Origin of the sequence: Taklimakanibacter lacteus (assembly GCA_003576695.1) — a bacterium.
GTDB classification, from domain to species: Bacteria; Pseudomonadota; Alphaproteobacteria; order Rhizobiales; family Aestuariivirgaceae; genus Taklimakanibacter; species Taklimakanibacter lacteus.
Genome location: QOZQ01000013.1, coordinates 12,384 through 28,916, shown reverse-complemented (window position 1 = coordinate 28,916; position 16,533 = coordinate 12,384). Strand labels below are relative to the sequence as shown.

Below are 16,533 nucleotides of genomic sequence, written 5' to 3'. Positions count from 1 at the left end.
CGTGCCATGGTGCGCCGGATCACGCGCCGCGACTTCCTGGATGGTGTGCTGCTCACGGCAGGTGCGGTCCTGGCAGGCCCGGCGCCGGCGGAAGCAGCAAGCTATCCCCCGGCCGCCACCGGCTTGCGCGGCCAGACCACGGCGTCGGCCAGCGTCATGCATGCCTTGCGCGATGGAAACTTCTGGGACAAGGCTGGAGCCCCTGAGGCAACAAGCGAGACCTATGACCTCGTGGTGGTGGGCGCTGGCATCAGCGGGCTCGCCGCCGCCTTCCTCTATCGCCAGCAATCGGGCGGCAAGGCACGCATTCTCATCCTAGAAAGCGCGGATGATTTCGGCGGCCATGCACGCCGCAATGAGTTCACCGCGCGCAACGGCCGCAGGATCATCGGCTATGGCGGGTCACAGTCGCTGCAGACGCCGAGCTATTTTTCGCCGGCGGTGCGTCAGCTCCTCGCCGATATCGCGATCGACACCGGCAAGCTCAAAACCCATTACGACGAAGGCTGGGCCGATCGGCACAAGCTCGGCGCGGGCGTGTTCTTCCGCAAGGAGGTCTTCGGCGCGGACCGCCTGGTCAGGCAGACCGAGAGAGCGGCCGACTGGGTGTCTGCGACGCCGCTCAATGACAAGGCCAAGCGCGATCTCATCGCGCTCATCGACGGTTCGGTCGATCACCTGGCCGGCAAATCGCGCGCCGAGAAGTTCGATATCCTGTCGCGCACCACCTATGCGGATTTTCTCACCCGCATCTGCGGCTGCGATCCGCAGGTCATCGCCTATATCCAGAATGCGCCCGAAGGCTATTTCGGCATCGGCGCCGATGCCTTCTCGGCGCTCGATGCCTGGGGAAACTGGGATCCGGGCTTCGACGGCATGGACCTCGGGGACGTGCCGCAGCGCGCCATGAGCGCCAGCGCGCGGCGCAATCTCAATGACCCCGATCCCTATGTTTTTCATTTTCCCGATGGCAATGCCGGCCTCGCCCGCGCGCTGGTCAGGGCGCTGATCCCCGAGGCTTTGCCGGGACGCGGCATGGGAAGCCTGGTGACCACGCCCGTCGACTATGGAAAGCTCGATGTCGAGCGCTCCCCGGTGCGTTTGCGCCTCGATGCCTCGGTCGTGAAGGTGGTCCATGACGGCGCGCCGGCGGATGCCCGATCCGTCACGCTCACTTATGTTGCGGACGGCAAGCTCAAGACGGTGGTGGGTCGGCATGTCGTCCTTGCCTGCTGGCATCGCGTCATCCCCTATCTCACGCAGGAACTGGCGCAGCCGCAGGTCGATGCCCTCGATGATCAGCAGAAGGTGCCGCTCATCCTCGCCAATGTCCTCATTCGCGACTGGCGGGCCCTGGCGCGGCTCGGCATCCGCGGCTTCAAGGCGCCCTCCGCCTTCTGGCACGGGGCGGCGCTCGACTTTCCGGTGAGCATGGGCAGCTACCGCTTTCCGTCGAAGCCAGGCGATCCTGCCCTCCTCACGCTCCTCAAGGTGCCGCTCGGCGCCGCCGGCCTCGCTCCCAATGAGCAGCGCCTGGCTGGACGACGCATGCTTGCCGGCCTCGGCTTCGCGGAGTTGGAGCATGAGATCCGCGACATGCTGGGCCGCGCGCTGGCGGAAGGCGGCTTCGATCCGGCTCGCGATATCGAGGCGATCACCATCAATCGCTGGGCCCATGGCTATGCGCGCGAATATATGCGGCCCTGGGACCCTTTCTGGCCGGACGGGAAGCTCCCCATCGAGACGGCGCGCAAGCCTTGGGGCCGGGTCGCCATCGCCAATGCCGATTCAGGCGCCTATGCCTACGCCAATTGCGCCATCGACCAGGCAGCGCGTGCGGTGCGCGATCTCCTGGGGCACGCGCCCGGTCTGCCGGCCTTTGCCGATTTCCCAGGGCCGCCGCGCGATATGATCGGAATGGAGTAGCTTGCGGCATTGAATGTAATGTAAAATTGCATTATACTGAGACTCGAAACACAGGAGACTTGTCAGTGACGAAACTGACCGTAACGAACCGGGGCCAAGTCACGTTTCGCAAGAACGTGTTGCAGCATCTTGGCATCAAGCCTGGCGAAAAGATCGAACTGGATCTCCTGCCGGAAGGTCGGGCTGTGCTTAAGGCTGCGCAGCCGTCGGGAACAGTTGATGATTTCATCGGCCTGTTCGCGGGCAAGACCAAGAAGCCGCTTTCGATAGAGGAAATGAATGAGATCGCCGCGTCCGGCTGGGCACGCAAGAGGTGAAGGTCTCAGTCGACACGAATGTGCTTGTCCGGGTGATGCTCCAGGACGACGCCAAGCAGGCGCGAGCGGCGGCGAAACTGCTCAGAGAGGCGTCTTTGATTGCGGTACCGCTCGTGTGCCTGTGTGAGCTGGCCTGGGTGCTGCAACGAGGCGCCAAGTTGTCGAGGGGAGATGTTTCCGCGGCAATCCGCTCGCTGATCGCGACACGCAATGTCGCGATGAACCGTCCTGCCGCCGAAGCGGGACTGGCGATGCTCGATGCGGGTGGAGATTTCGCAGATGGCGTCATGGCCTATGAAGGCCATTGGTTGGGAGGAGAGACCTTCGCCTCATTCGACAAGCAAGCTGTAGACTTGCTGACAATGCAAGGTCTCCCTGCCCGCCTCTTACCTTAATTCAGTTTTTCTTTCTTCTTAGGCGCCTTGCGCGGCTTGGCGGCGGTCGCCTTGCGCGGCAAAGCCTTGCGGTCGGGCGGCTTCGGCAGCGCCTTCTCCTCCTCGCGGCCCAGGAACTGGAAGTGCAGCTTGCCTTCGCCGTCCTCGGTCTTCTCGAAGAGGACGCGCACCGTGCCGCCCTTGGCGAGCTCGCCGAACAGCACCTCGTCGGCCAGCGGCTTCTTGATGTATTCCTGGATGACACGGGCCAGCGGCCTTGCCCCCATCTGCTGGTCGTAGCCCTTCTCGGCCAGCCAGGCGGCCGCCTCTTCCGACAGCTCGATATTGACCTGGCGTTCGGACAGCTGCGCCTCGAGCTGGAGGACGAACTTCTCGACGACCTTGCGCACCACTTCCGGCGGCAGATGGTCGAAGGGAATGATCGCATCCAGCCGGTTGCGGAATTCCGGCGAGAACATGCGGGTGATCGCCTCCTGGTCATCGCCTTCCCGGACCGAGCGGGTGAAGCCGAAGGCGGCCTTGGCCAGATCCTGGGCCCCGGCATTAGTGGTCATGATCAGGATGGTGTTGCGGAACTCGACCGTCTTGCCGTTGTGATCGGTCAATTTGCCGTGATCCATCACCTGCAGCAGGATGTTGAACAGGTCGGGATGCGCCTTCTCGATCTCGTCGAGCAGCAGCACGCAATAGGGATTCTGGTCGACGCCGTCGGTCAGGAGGCCGCCCTGGTCGAAGCCGACATAGCCCGGGGGCGCGCCGATCAGGCGCGACACCGAATGGCGCTCCATATATTCCGACATGTCGAAGCGCAGCAGCTTCACGCCCAAGACCTCGGCGAGGCGTTTGGCCACTTCGGTCTTGCCGACGCCGGTCGGGCCTGAGAACAGGTAGCAGCCGATGGGCTTCTCCGGCTCGCGCAGCCCGGCGCGGGCGAGCTTGATGGCGCCGGCCAGCGCGCCGATCGCCTTGTCCTGGCCGAAGACCATGCGCTTCAGCTCGGTGTCGAGCTCACGCAGCACGGTCGCATCGTCCTTCGACACGGTCTTCTGCGGGATGCGCGCCATGGTGGCGACGGTTTCCTCGATCTCGGGGACACCGATGACCGCCTTGCGCTTGTTCTCGGGCAGCAGCATCAGGGATGCGCCGGTCTCGTCGATGACGTCGATCGCCTTGTCGGGCAGCTTGCGGTCGCTCATATAGCGCGCCGACAGCTGCACAGCCGTCTCGATGGCGTCATCGGTGTAGCGGACCTTGTGGAACTCCTCGAAATAAGGCTTGAGGCCCTTGAGGATCTTGACCGCATCCTCGACCGAGGGCTCGTTCACGTCGATCTTCTGGAAGCGGCGGACCAGAGCGCGGTCCTTCTCGAAATGCTGGCGGTATTCCTTGTAGGTGGTCGAGCCGATGCAGCGCAGATTGCCGCCGGCGAGCGCCGGCTTCAACAGGTTGGACGCATCCATGGCGCCGCCCGAGGTGGCGCCGGCGCCGATCACCGTGTGGATCTCGTCGATGAACATGATGGCGCCGGGCTGACGCTCGATCTCCTTGATCACCGCCTTGAGGCGTTCCTCGAAATCGCCGCGATAGCGCGTGCCGGCGAGGAGCGCGCCCATGTCGAGCTGGTAGATGGTGCAGTCCTTCAGCACCTCGGGAACTTCGTTGTTGACGATGCGGCGGGCCAGGCCCTCGGCGATCGCCGTCTTGCCGACGCCCGGATCACCGACGAAGAGCGGGTTGTTCTTCTGCCGCCGGCACAGGATCTGGATCGTCCGGTTGACTTCCTGCTCGCGTCCGATCAGGGGGTCGACATGGCCTTCGGCGGCCTTCTTGTTGAGGTCGACGCAATAGGCTTCGAGCGCGTCCGCTTCGTTCTTCTTCTTGCCTTCGCCGGTGTCGTTGTCGCCGCTCTGCTGGTCCTGCTCGACGCCGCGGGCGGGGCGCGAGTCGGAGAGGCCGGCGCGCTTGGCGATGCCATGCGAGATATAGTTGACCGCGTCATAGCGGGTCATGTCCTGCTCCTGCAGGAAATAGGCGGCGTGGCTCTCGCGCTCGGCGAAGATCGCGACGAGCACATTGGCGCCGGTCACCTCGTCGCGTCCGGAAGACTGGACATGGATCACGGCGCGCTGGATCACGCGCTGGAAGCCGGCCGTCGGCTTCGATTCCTTCACATTGTCGACGATGAGATTGGCAAGCTCGCTGTCGATATAGCTTTCGAGGTTACGGCGCAGGATGTTGATGTCGACACTGCAGGCGCGCATGACGGCGGCGGCATCCTTGTCGTCGGTCAGGGCGAGAAGCAGATGCTCGAGCGTCGCATATTCATGGCTGCGCTCGTTGGCGATGGCGAGCGCGCGGTGGAGAGCCTTCTCTAGACTGCGGGAAAATGTTGGCACCCTCTGGGCTCCTATTCCTTTTCCATTGTGCATTGTAGCGGATGTTGGTGCTTGCGCGCAAAGTCCATGACTTGCGTGACCTTCGTTTCCGCTATCTCGAACGTGTAGACGCCGCAGATGCCTACTCCCTTCTGGTGGACATGCAGCATGATACGGGTCGCCTCGTCCCTGCCCTTGTTGAAGATCCGTTCCAGCACGACGATGACGAACTCCATGGGCGTGTAGTCGTCATTGAGAAGCAGCACCTTGTACAGAGACGGCTTCTTGGTCTTGGCCGCCGTGCGGGTGATGACACCCGTCTGTCCATTGTCGTGTTTCGAGTCTCGCTGGCCCATGAGATCAGTAATATATGCCCTGCTGGCGGAAATGGGAGAGGTTAAAGGCGGCGATTTTGCGTCACGCAGTAACTTCTGCTGCATGGCTCGCGGGGAATGGCCCAATTCACGCCAATTTGGCGTTTTTTTCGGCAGGATCGCGCGCAAAGAAAAACCCGGAGACGAACGCCTCCGGGCTCAAAAAGCCTAGACTGAAATCCAGACTTACTTTGTCACTTTGGGCGTCAGGCCCGCCAGCTTCGACTCGAAGGGCTTGTAGGCTTCCTTCGCGGTGGCAAGGTAAAGCTCGCCGAACTTGTTGACCTGGCCGAGGAACGCCTCATAGGCCTCCTTGGCGTAGCCCTGCTGGACTTCGAGAGCCTTGTCGAACGACTTGGCCGAGGAAGCCTTCTCGAAGGCCTCGGTGCCACGCTCGAACGACTTGCGCGAGAAGTCGACGGCTTCGGCGGTGATCGTCTGGAAGCCCTTGCTCAGAGCCGTCGCGGACGCGACATAGGCATCGACGCTGTCTTTGCCGAGAGCCTGGAAATCTTCGAACGACTTAATCATTGAGGAAATCTCCTGGGGGATAATGGGGTTCAGTACTCAACTTTGATGCAAGGCAATATATGCACTGCACAATGAAAGTCAAGGTTTCTTTTGCAGTGCACAAAATTACTTTAGCTGCGAAATTTTGCAGTTTTACAAAATGGTAAGCCGGTTTAAGCGAAATAGGGCTCACGGCGGGACGGCAGTCCGGACGGACAGGATTAAAAGGCTGGATTTGCCCTCATGGAAAATTCACGCGATTTTCCGTCGCCCGATGGCATAAGAATGGGTAAAAGAAGCGGATTCGCTCCGCATCAGGGGACCAGATGATGTTTGTGACGGCCTTTCGCCACTTGATGCTCAGCCTGGCGCTGCTCCTTGCAGCTGCGGTCGGCACCCCCGAAACGGCTCTCGCCAAAGCCAAATTCTCGGCGCTGGCCGTCGATGCCCGGACCGGCGACATCCTGTTCGCCAGTAATCCCGACGGCCTGCGCCACCCGGCGTCGCTTACCAAGGTCATGACCCTCTACATCCTGTTCCAGGAGTTGAAAGCGGGCCGCCTCACCCTTGCCAGCCGGATCACCGTTTCGCGCTATGCGGCCGGCCGTCCGCCGACCAAGCTCGGCGTCGGCGCTGGCAAAACGGTGAGTGTCGAGGAAGCCATCAAGGCGCTCATCACATTGTCCGCCAACGACATCGCGGTTGCCGTCGGCGAGAACATCGCCGGCAGCGAGACGGCCTTCGCGCAGCGCATGACCAATACGGCACGCTCGCTCGGCATGTCGCGCACCACCTTCCGCAATGCGTCGGGCCTTCCCGATCCGCGCCAGGTCACGACGGCGCGCGACATGGCGACGCTCAGCCTGAGGGTGCAGCGCGACTTCCCGCAATATTACCCTTATTTCCGCACCACCTCGTTCAAATTCGGCAAGCGGATGATCCGCACCCATAACCGCCTGCTCGGCCGTTTCGAGGGCACCGACGGCATCAAGACCGGCTATATCCGCGCCTCGGGCTTCAACCTCACGACATCGGCGCGGCGCGGCGACAAGCGCATCATCGGCGTGGTGATGGGCGGCCGGACTGGCCGGGCGCGCGACAACTACATGATCGCCATGCTCAGCAAGGCGTTCCCCAAATGCAAGAGCGGCAGCACGCTGGCCAATGCCATCGAAGGCACGGTGCCGCGCGCCAGCGAGGCTGAGGTCAAAGTCGCCGCGGCCGAGGAGACGGATGTCGAGGCGGTCGCCAAGCGCAGCAAGAAGCGCCGCACCGGACGCGCCGCCGACCAGATGCCGGAGCCTGAAGGCGATACCGGCGGCTATGACAATGAGCAGATGGCGGAGCAGGCCCAGAACGCCTCCAACTCCCTGCCCGGAACCACTTTCGCCGCGGTGAGCGAGGATGCCTCCGTGGCCCCGGACCAGGCCGATCTCGCCCGTGTCTCGGGCGAAGTCGCCAATCCCGATACGCAGCCTGAGCAAAAGATCGCCGCGGTGGCGCCGGTCGAAGCCGGCATGCCGAGCGACCTGCCATTCAAAGTCAAGAAACCCGGCGACACACAAGGCGGCCAGGTGGTCGTGCCGTCGGTCCAATCCTCTTGGAACATCCAGATCGGCGCCTATCCGAGTAAGAAGTCCGCGCAGGATGCGCTCTACAAGGCGCGCAAGGTCAACAGCAAGCTCTTTGCCGAGAAGCAGGCCTATACGGTCGAGGTGAAGAAGGGCGAGGAAACGATCTTCCGGGCGCGCATGTCGGGCTTCACCGCCAAGAGCGCCAAGACCGCCTGCCGGACGCTCAAGCGCAAGGGCGTCGATTGCGCGACGCTGGCGCCGCAGAGCTGAATATAGAGCGCCGAGCGCTCTATATCTTTAGTTTGCGCATCGGATCATCCGAAAACCGCAGGCGCGTGATCAGGAAAAGTGGCCACCGGTTTTCCGTCCGATCACGCGCGATTCATGGACTGGATGGCCGCCTCAAGGGCGGCCATGTACTTTTCGGTCCGATGCTAGAGTAATACGTCCTTGGCCTGGTTGATCTTGGCGGCAAGATAATCGGAGCCGCCGTGATCGGGATGGAATTCCTTCATCAGGCGGCGATGCGCGGCGCGGATTTCGTCCGGCGTGGCGCCCTCCTTCAAGCCGAGCACGGCCAGGGCCTCTGCCCGGCTCATCTTGCCTGAGGGTGCTGCTCCGTTGCCGGGGCCCGCATTCCATGCCTCGCGCCAGCCGGCCTTGCTGCGGTCGAGCCAGGCCTCGAAGAGGGCGCGGCTCTGGTCGTTGACGGATGAGCATTGGCGGTGGAAGGCCCTGAGCTCCTCATCCGCCAGGGCCGACAGCCGCCGCCCCTTGTAAGGTCCGGCCAGTACGGTTCCCTCCATCCGCCCGGAATCATGATCGAGCTCCATGGCGAGAAGACCGGTGGCGACGCGCGAGCGCTGTCCGGCTGATTTCTGTCCCCAGGGGAATCCGCCGGGAAAGAGGCCGGAATGGCCGAGCAGCGTGAGCCCCACGATGAAGATGGGGATCGCCGCATTGAAGGCGCCGCGCATGGTGAGGAAGCCGGCAACCGCAATTAGGGCGACACCGCCCGCCTTGCGCATGAAGATCGCCGCCTGACTGGCCGGCGTCGCGATGAACTGGCGCAACAACCAATAGCCGCCCAACGCAATGACAAGCGCAATGACCAGATTCTGCATTTCAGGGCTTTATCACCGCAGCTGTTCGAGGAGAAGGCGGGCCGTCCCGCCTTTCTCGCGCGAATGATCGGCGAGCGCCTCGCGGCCACCCGCGGCATAGACTGCGACCGCGGCGAGCAGCTCGCGCAATTGTCGGGCCGAGGAAGCATCGAGCCGGAAATAGGCCCCGTGCGTCAGTTTGGCGATTTCCTGGAAGGCGTGCCGCGTCACGCCGTCATTGCCCTCCTGGAACATGAAGATCGGCACGTTCAGGAGCCCGATCTCGCCTGCCGTCTGGCACAGGCTATCGACATTCTCCTCCATCGCATCGCCGACATAGACGACGGCGCTGATCTTGCCCTCGCTGGCGGCACGGCGCACATGGCTCAGCACCTTGCCGATCTGGGTGTTGCCGCCCCGGCAATCGACGCCGGTCATCATATTGGCGAGTGACGAAGGCTCGCTCACCCATTTGGAGGCGCGGCACTCGTTGAAGCCGCGGAAATAGACGAGCTGGACATCGAGGCCACCGATCTTCTCGGTCTCGATGAACATCTCGCTCTGGATCTGCAAGGCGCGGTCCCAGGTCGGCTGCCGGCTCATGGTCGCGTCCATGGCAAAAATCAGCCGGCCACGCTCGCCGGCGCGCCGTTCGACCGGCGGCATGCGCTTCACCTGCTCGAGGAAGGATGAAACATCCTCGGCCGCTGAAACCTCGCTGGGCTTTGTCCCGGCCTTTACCGGTGCCGTGGATTTGACGCCTGGCATTCGCCGCCCTCCTCAAAGCAAATCCCGTCAAAGTTGGAGACTTTGGCGATAAGGATTTGCTTCAACATCTCCTTTGGCGCGCATCCTTGCCGAAGCAGGCACTTCGGCGGGAAGCGCGCTAAAAGCGACGTTACAGATAGGTAAGCCTAGCACGATTCAAAGGATTATTTTGAAGGGAGAATAATGATGGGGGGAACCCCGCCGGGAATCGCCGGCGGGGCCGCTCGGATTACTTCTTCACCGCATCGCATGACACATCCGGATTCATGTCGGCAAAGGTGCCTTTCTTGTTGGCCTTCCAGGCCCAGACGTGAAGCTCGTAGAACGGACCCAGGCCGTAACGGTTAGGGGCGTTGTTGAAGCTGAACAGATGGCCCTTGAGCTCCGCCGGACCCTTGAAGGTGATATATTCGACCGCGATCAGGGCCATCTTGCCGTCGGCCATCGGCTCATACATGACCGCCTCGGGACGCGCGAGATCGATTCCGTCATCCTTGAGATGCTCGGCATTCACATAGTGAATGCCCATGGAGCCACCCTCGATGCCGCTGGCGCAGGGGATCGGGGCATAGCCTTCCGCCAAAGCGACGGAGACGTCCTTGAAGCGGTCATTGGCGCTGCGCACGGCATCAGCCAGTGGATTGGAGCTGCTCGCCGCATCCGATGCCGCCCCCGCGGCCGCGATCAGGAATGACGAAAGAAGAACGGATCGTAATATCTTCATGTGAATCTCCAGTCGATGGCCTGGCACCGCATGGTCGCCAGGCGATGCGCTTGGTAGGCGAAGCGGCGACGTCCATGAATGACGTGCCGTCTGCGATGCTTGACTTGCCGTCCGGCGATTGCGGAGATGGATGCCTGGCGAGAACTGATCCGTGGACTGAGATGCACGGGCCTCGCGCGCGACGATCAGTCGTTCAGGAGCTCGATGGTCGCTTGCGCGGCGGCCTCGCCGGAGCGGATGGCGCCTTCGAACCAGCCGGCGCAGCTCTCGGCAAAATCCGAGGTCGCGAAAGCGAGGCGGCCTTCCCTGCCCCAGATCTCGGCATCGCCGATCCAGGTCTCTTCGGCCGGCAGGGCAACCCAGGTTCCGCGCGCATAAGGATCGTTCACCCAGTCATGCCAGTCCCAGGCGACAAGCTCGGCTTCCGGAAAGAAGCGGGCCAGCGCGGCCGCCACGGAATTGCGGTCTTCAGGCAGCAGTGTTCCGTCATCGAGCGCGAAGCCGACGATCAGCGTCGTGCCGTCGGCTGCCTGCCGCTCGGAAAAGAGCCAGCGCAAGCCGCCCGGTCCGCCGCTCGCCAGGATGCCGGGCGCAACGTTCTTGACCTTCAGCCACAGCTTGAGCGAGCGGCCGCCATGACCCAGTGCGATGGCACGCTGTTTCCTCTCGGAAAGCCCCGGCGTGAAGCTCATGGCCGGAAGCGCATTCAACGGCAGGCAAGCTATGGCAGCTCTCGCAGATACGGTCTCTCCGTTCGCGCAAATGAGCGTCACTCCATCCTGATCCTGCCTGACGGCGCTCACCGCTGCGTTGAGCCGCAAATCGGCCTTCGCCTGCGCAATCATGCGCTCGGCCAGTATGCCGGTGCCGGGCACCAGCGTGTGGCGCAGCGCCGTCATCATGCTTGCGGGCGTGCCGTCGCCATAGGCGCAGCTTGCGAGGAACTCGCTCGCGGCGATCTTCTCCGGATCGCCATTGCCGGAGATCGTCCACCAGGCGAGCACATGGGCGCGCGCTTCGGGACTGGCTCCGATGCGATCGAGATAGCGGCTGAGCGTCATCGGCCCTTGCCAGGGAAATGGCTTGCCTTCCTTGTAGAGAAGCGCGTCATGCCTGATTGCGGCGATGGCGCGCTCGAAGCTCGTGCGGGCTTCTTCCGATGTCGGCTGGCCGCTGCGCAACATTTGGCCATCATGCCAGCGATGCTTGTTGATCGCATGAGTCGGACGCAAGGTGATCCCGGTCCTCTCGGCATGATCGCGGATGCGGTCATGCCAGGGCGCGATCCAGCCGCCGCCGAATTCGAGCAGATCCGCGCTGCCGGTGAATTTCCGGGTGAAACCGCGGCCGCCGGCGCGGTCGCGCGCTTCGAGAATGATCGTCGACAACCCGGCTTCGGCGCATCTGGAGGCTGCCGCCGCGCCGGCAAGACCCGCCCCCAGGATGGCGACATCGGCGCGCATCAGGCAGCGCCGCGATCGCTGCTTTCCATGCTCATCAGCGCGGCATTGCCGCCCGAGGCCGTCGTGTCGATCGAGCAGACGCGCTCGGTGGCGAAGCGGTTGAGATAATGCGGCCCACCGGCCTTGGGCCCGGTGCCAGACAAGCCTTCGCCGCCGAAGGGCTGCACGCCCACGACCGCGCCGATCTGGTTGCGGTTGACATACATGTTACCGACCCGCACCCGGGCGCGCACCTCATCGACGGTCGTCTCGATGCGCGTGTGGAGTCCGAGGGTGAGGCCGAAGCCGGTGGCGTTGATGGCATCGCACACTTCGCCCAGGTGGTCGCCGGCGAAGCGCACGACATGCAGGATGGGTCCGAAGACCTCGCGCTTCAGCGTCGAGATCGACGGGATCTCATAGGCGGCCGGCGACACGAAGGTCCCGGCCTTTGTCGAGCCCGGCAATTGCATGTCGAGGATGGTCTTCGCCTCCTTCGCCATGCGCGCCTTGTGATCGTTCAGCATCTTCCTGGCGTCGTCGTCGATCACCGGGCCGACATCGGTCGCATAATCGAGCGGATCGCCAATGGTGAGCTCGGCCATGGCGCCTTCGAGCATCGGGATGAGGCGACCTGCTATGTCCTGCTGGACGAACAGCAGGCGCGCCGCCGAGCAGCGCTGGCCGGCGCTGTCGAAGGCCGATGCCAGCACATCGCGCACCGCCTGCTCGGGCAGAGCCGAGCTGTCGACGATCATGGCATTCATGCCGCCGGTCTCGGCGATGAGCGGCAGGATGGCGCCGTCACGCGCGGCCAGCGAGCGGTTGATGATGGATGCCGTGTCGTTCGAGCCGGTGAAGGCGACGCCCGACAAAGCCGGATGCGCCAGCAGGATCTTGCCGATCCGGGCGCCATCGCCCGGCAGGTAATGCAGGATATCGGTTGGTATGCCCGCCTCATGCAGAAGCTTGACCGCCTCATGGGCGATGAGCGGCGTCTGCTCGGCAGGCTTGGCGATGACCGCATTGCCGGCGGCGAGTGCGGCCGCGACCTGGCCGGTGAAGATGGCGAGCGGGAAATTCCACGGGCTGATGCAGGCGAAGATGCCGCGGCCATGCAGCGAGATCTCATTGAGCTCGCCCGTCGGACCCGGCAGGCGTTGTGGCGCTTCGAATTCCTTGCGCGCGCGCTCGGCATAATAGCGCAGGAAATCGACCGCCTCGCGCAGATCGGCCTGCGCATTGTCGAGCGTCTTGCCGGCCTCGCGAATAAGCAGCGCCATGAAGCGCGCGGTACTGGCCTCATAGAGATCGGCGGCCTTCTCCAGCGCCGTGGCACGGAAAGCGCCGCCCTTGCCGTTCCAGCCCTGGGTCGCCTTGGCCGCATCGGCCATGGCTTGGGCGATCGCCTTCTCGTCGGCTTCCGTCACCTCGCCCACCCGGACCGAGCGGTCATGCGGTGACGTGATCTCGCGCACCGGTCCGCCCTTGACCGGCTTGCCGCTGACCAGCGCCGCCGCCATCACCGGCTTTGCCAGCACCTTGCCGATGCCGGCAAGCATGGTTTCGCGCGTCTGGTCATCCCACATGGGATAGCCCGTGGAATTGACGCGCGGCGCGAAGATGTCGCGCGGCAGGGGAATGCGCGGATGCGGAATGGAATTGAGGCCCGCCACCTGCTCCACCGGATCGGCAATGATCTCGCCGATCGGCGCTTCGTCATCGGCCAGCCGGTTGACGAAGGAGGTGTTGGCGCCGTTTTCGAGCAGGCGGCGCACCAGATAGGCGAGCAGATCCTCATGGCTGCCGACCGGCGCATAGATGCGGCAGGGCTGGCGCATCCTGGGGATGCGCGCCACTTCCTCATATAGCGCCTGGCCCATGCCATGGAGGCGCTGGAATTCATAGGAACGGTCATCGCCCGCCATCACCGCCACGGCGGCCAGCGAATGGGCATTGTGGGTGGCGAATTGCGGATAGAAGACATCGCGGCGCGACAGGAGATATCTGGCGCAGGCCAGATAGGAGAGATCGGTCGAGACCTTGCGGGTGAAGAGCGAATAGCCTTCAAGGCCTGCTTCCTGGGCGCGCTTCACCTCGGTGTCCCAATAGGCGCCCTTGACCAGGCGAACGGGCAGCTTCCGCCCGGTCTGGCTTGCGAGATCGGCCAGCCACTGCAGCACCGGCCGGGCGCGCTTGCCATAGGCCTGGACGGCAAGGCCCAGCCCGTTCCAGCCCTTGAGCGACGGCTCATGTGCCAGCCGTCCGAACAACTCGAGCGAGAGGTCGAGCCGGTTCACTTCCTCGGCATCGATGGTGAGGCCGAGATCGAGAGCCCTGGCCTGGCGTGCCAGGTCGATGACGCGCGGCAGGAGCTCGGCCATGGTGCGGGCTTCCTGCTTCTCCTCATAGCGCGGATGGAGGGCGGAGAGCTTCACCGAGATCGACGGCTTGCCGAAGATGCCTTCCGGCCCGGCCGGCCCGGCGCGCGAGCCCACCACTTTCAGCGCATTCTCATAGGCCTTGAGATAGCGGCGCGCGTCTTCCGCGGTGAAGGCGGCCTCGCCCAGCATGTCGAAGGAGAAGCGGTAATTCTGCGCCTCGAGGGGCTTCGCGACATCGAGCGCTTCATCGATGGTGCGGCCGAGCACGAACTGCTTGCCCATGATGCGCATGGCATGTTTCATCGCATTGCGGATGAAGGGCTCGCCCGAGCGTGAGACGAGGCGCTTCAGATAGCTGCCGATATCGGTCGTCGTGCCCTGCCCCAGCTCGACAAAGCGGCCGGTGAGCATGAGGCCCCAGGCGGAAGCGTTGACGAAGAGCGATTCCGACTGGCCGACATGGCGGTCCCATTGCTTGCCGCCGATCTTGTCGGCGATGAGCTTGTCGGCCGTGTCGCCATCGGGGATGCGCAACAGCGCCTCGGCGAGGCACATCAGCACGACGCCCTCTTCGGAGGAGAGCGAATATTCCTGCATGAAGGCATCGATGCCGCCCTGCTGCCGGCGCCCTGCCCGCACCGCCGCGACAAGCTGGCGGGCCAGCTCGCCGACCTGGCGCGACTGTTCGGACGTCAGGCGGGCCTCGGCGCTGAGCGACTTGACGAGCGCGGTCTCGTCCGCGAAGAGGAGTTTCGATATCTGGGCGCGGCTGGGAAGAGCTGGAGATGAGGTCATGATGCCGGATGGAGTTGTGTGGGGGCCACTCGTTAGCACCTCTTTTGCCGATCCGAAATGACCCTGAAGATCGTTCGTAACATTCTAGATTTGCGCAAGGAGACCGCCAAATGGCGGGCCGAAGGGTTGGCCAGCGCCGTCGTTCCGACCATGGGTGCCCTGCATGCGGGACATATCACCCTGGTACGCGAAGGGCTCAAGCACGCCGACCGCGTGGTGACGACGATCTTCGTCAATCCGAAGCAGTTCGCGGCGCATGAGGATCTCGGCCGCTATCCGCGCACCGAGACATCCGATATCGCCCAGCTCGAGGAAGCGGGCACGCATCTCGTCTTCGCCCCGCCGCCCGATGTGGTCTATCCGCCGGGCTTCGTGACCAGCGTCATCCTTGCAGGTCCGGCCAAAGCCGGCCTCGAGGACAAATTTCGCCCGCACTTCTTCGACGGCGTCGCTACCGTGGTGGCGAAGCTCTTCACCCAGACGCAAGCCGATTTCGCCATGTTCGGCGAAAAGGACTATCAGCAACTCATGGTGGTGACGCGCATGGCGCGCGACCTCGATCTGCCGATCAAGGTGGTCGGCGTTCCCACGGTGCGTGAAGAAAGCGGCCTCGCTCTCTCCTCGCGCAACGCCTATCTGAGCAAGGCCGAGCACCATCAGGCGGCCGCGCTCTATCAGACGCTCACCCAGGCCGCCCGGAAGATCAGGGCGGGCCAGGCGCCGAGCCGGGCCACCGCAGCGGCGCGGCGCGCGCTGACGACGCTCGGCTTCCGGGTCGACTATGTGGCGGCGCGCAATGCCGAGACGCTGGCGCTGCCGAAGGACAAGGATGAGCCGCTGCGCCTCCTGGTCGCCGCCTGGCTCGGCAAGACGCGTCTCATCGACAATGTGGCGGTCTAAATCTCCTTCGCCAGGATCAGCCGCCCCTCGGTCTCGAAGCCAAGTGCTGAATAGAAGGCCTTCAAATCATGCGCGTCCTGCGCATAGGGCGTCACGGTGACCTGATAGGTCGTAGCGCCACGGCCTTTGAGAAAATCCTCAATGGCCAGGACGAGCTTTCGCGACACGCCTTTGCCGCGCCAGTCGGGCAACACATAGAGATCGCCCATTTCGCCGCCCCAACCGAATTCGATGCCGAATTCGAGCGAGATGGTGGCGACGCCTATGGCCTGCCCGGCATTCTCCGCAATGAAGAGCCCGCAATTGTCGAGACCGGCCATGCTCCGCGTGTTGCGCCTGATGACATCGTCCGGTGTGTCGAACTGCTCCTCGCGGAAGAAGCGGATGAGGAGATCAGCGGCCCCTGCCACATCATCCGAGCCGGTCAGGCGGCGGACCGCGATCCCGCTCATAGGAGGCCGAGCTCGATCAGCTCCTTGCGCATCTTGGGCGGAATGTCCTTGCCGCGATCGCCCTTGGGCAGGTCGCGCGGGGCGTCCTCGTCCTTGAGATAGCGCCAGCCCTGGAAGGCGCGCCGCGGCATGGGATAGACCGGAATAAGCTGGTGCTTGAGCTCGATGCGGCAGCGCTCGATGCCGTCCTTGCCGGTGACCGGCACCAGGTCGGCGATCGGGGTGCGGCACTGGACGATGCCCTTGATCACCCAATAGAGCGAGCCGCCGGGCACGATCTCCTCCTTGCGGCGCGGGAACATGCGGGTCGTATGGCTGAACTTGTCGCGCCCGGCCTTCGAGTCCTTCAGCCATTTATACATGTCGTCGATGTCTTCGCTGCCGACGGAGAGCTTTATGATGTGCAGGGGCATGGGGTACGGGTCATTCTTTGAAAGGCCGCATATTATGCTACGATCCCGGGGTGGACAAACGCCGGGCATGAGGTTTTCGGC

Annotated in this window: 15 protein-coding genes; 5 read left to right on the top strand and 10 right to left on the bottom strand. The window is 63.7% G+C overall.

Annotated features, from left to right (window positions below):
- Positions 1-6: 6 nt before the first annotated feature.
- The 3 genes from DT068_RS23355 to DT068_RS23345 all read left to right on the top strand — a co-directional run bounded on the left by DT068_RS23355 (position 7) and on the right by DT068_RS23345 (position 2,638).
- Complete coding sequence (locus DT068_RS23355; RefSeq protein ID WP_119392309.1) at positions 7-1,926, top strand: NAD(P)-binding protein; 1,920 nt, start codon at positions 7-9, stop codon at positions 1,924-1,926.
- A gap of 65 nt (positions 1,927-1,991) precedes the next feature.
- Positions 1,992-2,243 (top strand): AbrB/MazE/SpoVT family DNA-binding domain-containing protein, encoded by a 252-nt coding sequence (locus DT068_RS23350; RefSeq protein ID WP_119392308.1) that lies wholly within the window; start codon positions 1,992-1,994, stop codon positions 2,241-2,243.
- Positions 2,240-2,638 (top strand): type II toxin-antitoxin system VapC family toxin, encoded by a 399-nt coding sequence (locus tag DT068_RS23345; protein ID WP_119392307.1) that lies wholly within the window; start codon positions 2,240-2,242, stop codon positions 2,636-2,638. Before DT068_RS23350 ends, DT068_RS23345 begins: the two co-directional genes overlap by 4 nt.
- Here the strand turns inward: DT068_RS23345 and clpA are convergent.
- The 3 genes from clpA to DT068_RS23330 all read right to left on the bottom strand — a co-directional run bounded on the left by clpA (position 2,635) and on the right by DT068_RS23330 (position 5,918).
- Complete coding sequence (clpA, locus tag DT068_RS23340; protein ID WP_119392306.1) at positions 2,635-5,034, bottom strand: ATP-dependent Clp protease ATP-binding subunit ClpA; 2,400 nt, start codon at positions 5,032-5,034, stop codon at positions 2,635-2,637. The two genes, DT068_RS23345 and clpA, sit on opposite strands and share 4 nt — an antisense overlap.
- 11 nt (positions 5,035-5,045) lie before the next feature.
- Entirely contained in the window at positions 5,046-5,369 is a 324-nt protein-coding gene (clpS, locus tag DT068_RS23335; RefSeq protein WP_119392469.1) for an ATP-dependent Clp protease adapter ClpS, read from the bottom strand.
- Positions 5,370-5,573: 204 nt separating this feature from the next.
- The gene (locus DT068_RS23330; RefSeq protein WP_119392305.1) at positions 5,574-5,918 is read right to left on the bottom strand and encodes a phasin family protein; all 345 of its coding nucleotides are present in this window, start codon (positions 5,916-5,918) and stop codon (positions 5,574-5,576) included.
- 305 nt (positions 5,919-6,223) lie between these two features.
- On the opposite strand from DT068_RS23330, the gene DT068_RS23325 reads away from it, so the two are divergent.
- Positions 6,224-7,741 (top strand): serine hydrolase, encoded by a 1,518-nt coding sequence (locus DT068_RS23325; protein WP_119392304.1) that lies wholly within the window; start codon positions 6,224-6,226, stop codon positions 7,739-7,741.
- A 164-nt stretch (positions 7,742-7,905) separates the two neighbouring features.
- Here DT068_RS23325 and DT068_RS23320 read toward each other — a convergent pair whose 3' ends face one another.
- The 5 genes from DT068_RS23320 to putA all read right to left on the bottom strand — a co-directional run bounded on the left by DT068_RS23320 (position 7,906) and on the right by putA (position 14,687).
- On the bottom strand, positions 7,906-8,595 hold the full coding sequence (locus DT068_RS23320; protein WP_119392303.1) for a DnaJ domain-containing protein: 690 nt from the start codon (positions 8,593-8,595) through the stop codon (positions 7,906-7,908).
- Positions 8,596-8,607: 12 nt separating this feature from the next.
- Positions 8,608-9,342: a vWA domain-containing protein gene (locus DT068_RS23315; protein ID WP_119392302.1), complete on the bottom strand. Its 735-nt coding sequence runs from the start codon at positions 9,340-9,342 to the stop codon at positions 8,608-8,610.
- Between the two features lie 229 nt (positions 9,343-9,571).
- Complete coding sequence (locus tag DT068_RS23310; protein ID WP_119392301.1) at positions 9,572-10,066, bottom strand: hypothetical protein; 495 nt, start codon at positions 10,064-10,066, stop codon at positions 9,572-9,574.
- 185 nt (positions 10,067-10,251) lie between these two features.
- Positions 10,252-11,529 carry a flavin monoamine oxidase family protein gene (locus DT068_RS23305; protein ID WP_119392300.1) on the bottom strand — a complete coding sequence of 426 codons (1,278 nt, stop codon included), beginning with the start codon at positions 11,527-11,529 and terminating at the stop codon, positions 10,252-10,254.
- On the bottom strand, positions 11,529-14,687 hold the full coding sequence (putA, locus tag DT068_RS23300; protein ID WP_119392299.1) for a bifunctional proline dehydrogenase/L-glutamate gamma-semialdehyde dehydrogenase PutA: 3,159 nt from the start codon (positions 14,685-14,687) through the stop codon (positions 11,529-11,531). Before putA ends, DT068_RS23305 begins: the two co-directional genes overlap by 1 nt.
- Before the next feature lie 57 nt (positions 14,688-14,744).
- On the opposite strand from putA, the gene panC reads away from it, so the two are divergent.
- Complete coding sequence (gene panC / locus DT068_RS23295) at positions 14,745-15,587, top strand: pantoate--beta-alanine ligase (RefSeq protein WP_119392298.1); 843 nt, start codon at positions 14,745-14,747, stop codon at positions 15,585-15,587.
- Here the strand turns inward: panC and DT068_RS23290 are convergent.
- Positions 15,584-16,039, bottom strand: a complete 456-nt coding sequence (locus DT068_RS23290; RefSeq protein ID WP_119392297.1) for a GNAT family N-acetyltransferase — start codon at positions 16,037-16,039, stop codon at positions 15,584-15,586. The genes panC and DT068_RS23290 overlap by 4 nt on opposite strands.
- Complete coding sequence (locus tag DT068_RS23285) at positions 16,036-16,452, bottom strand: DUF1489 family protein (RefSeq protein WP_119392296.1); 417 nt, start codon at positions 16,450-16,452, stop codon at positions 16,036-16,038. Before DT068_RS23285 ends, DT068_RS23290 begins: the two co-directional genes overlap by 4 nt.
- Positions 16,453-16,533 lie beyond the last annotated feature (81 nt).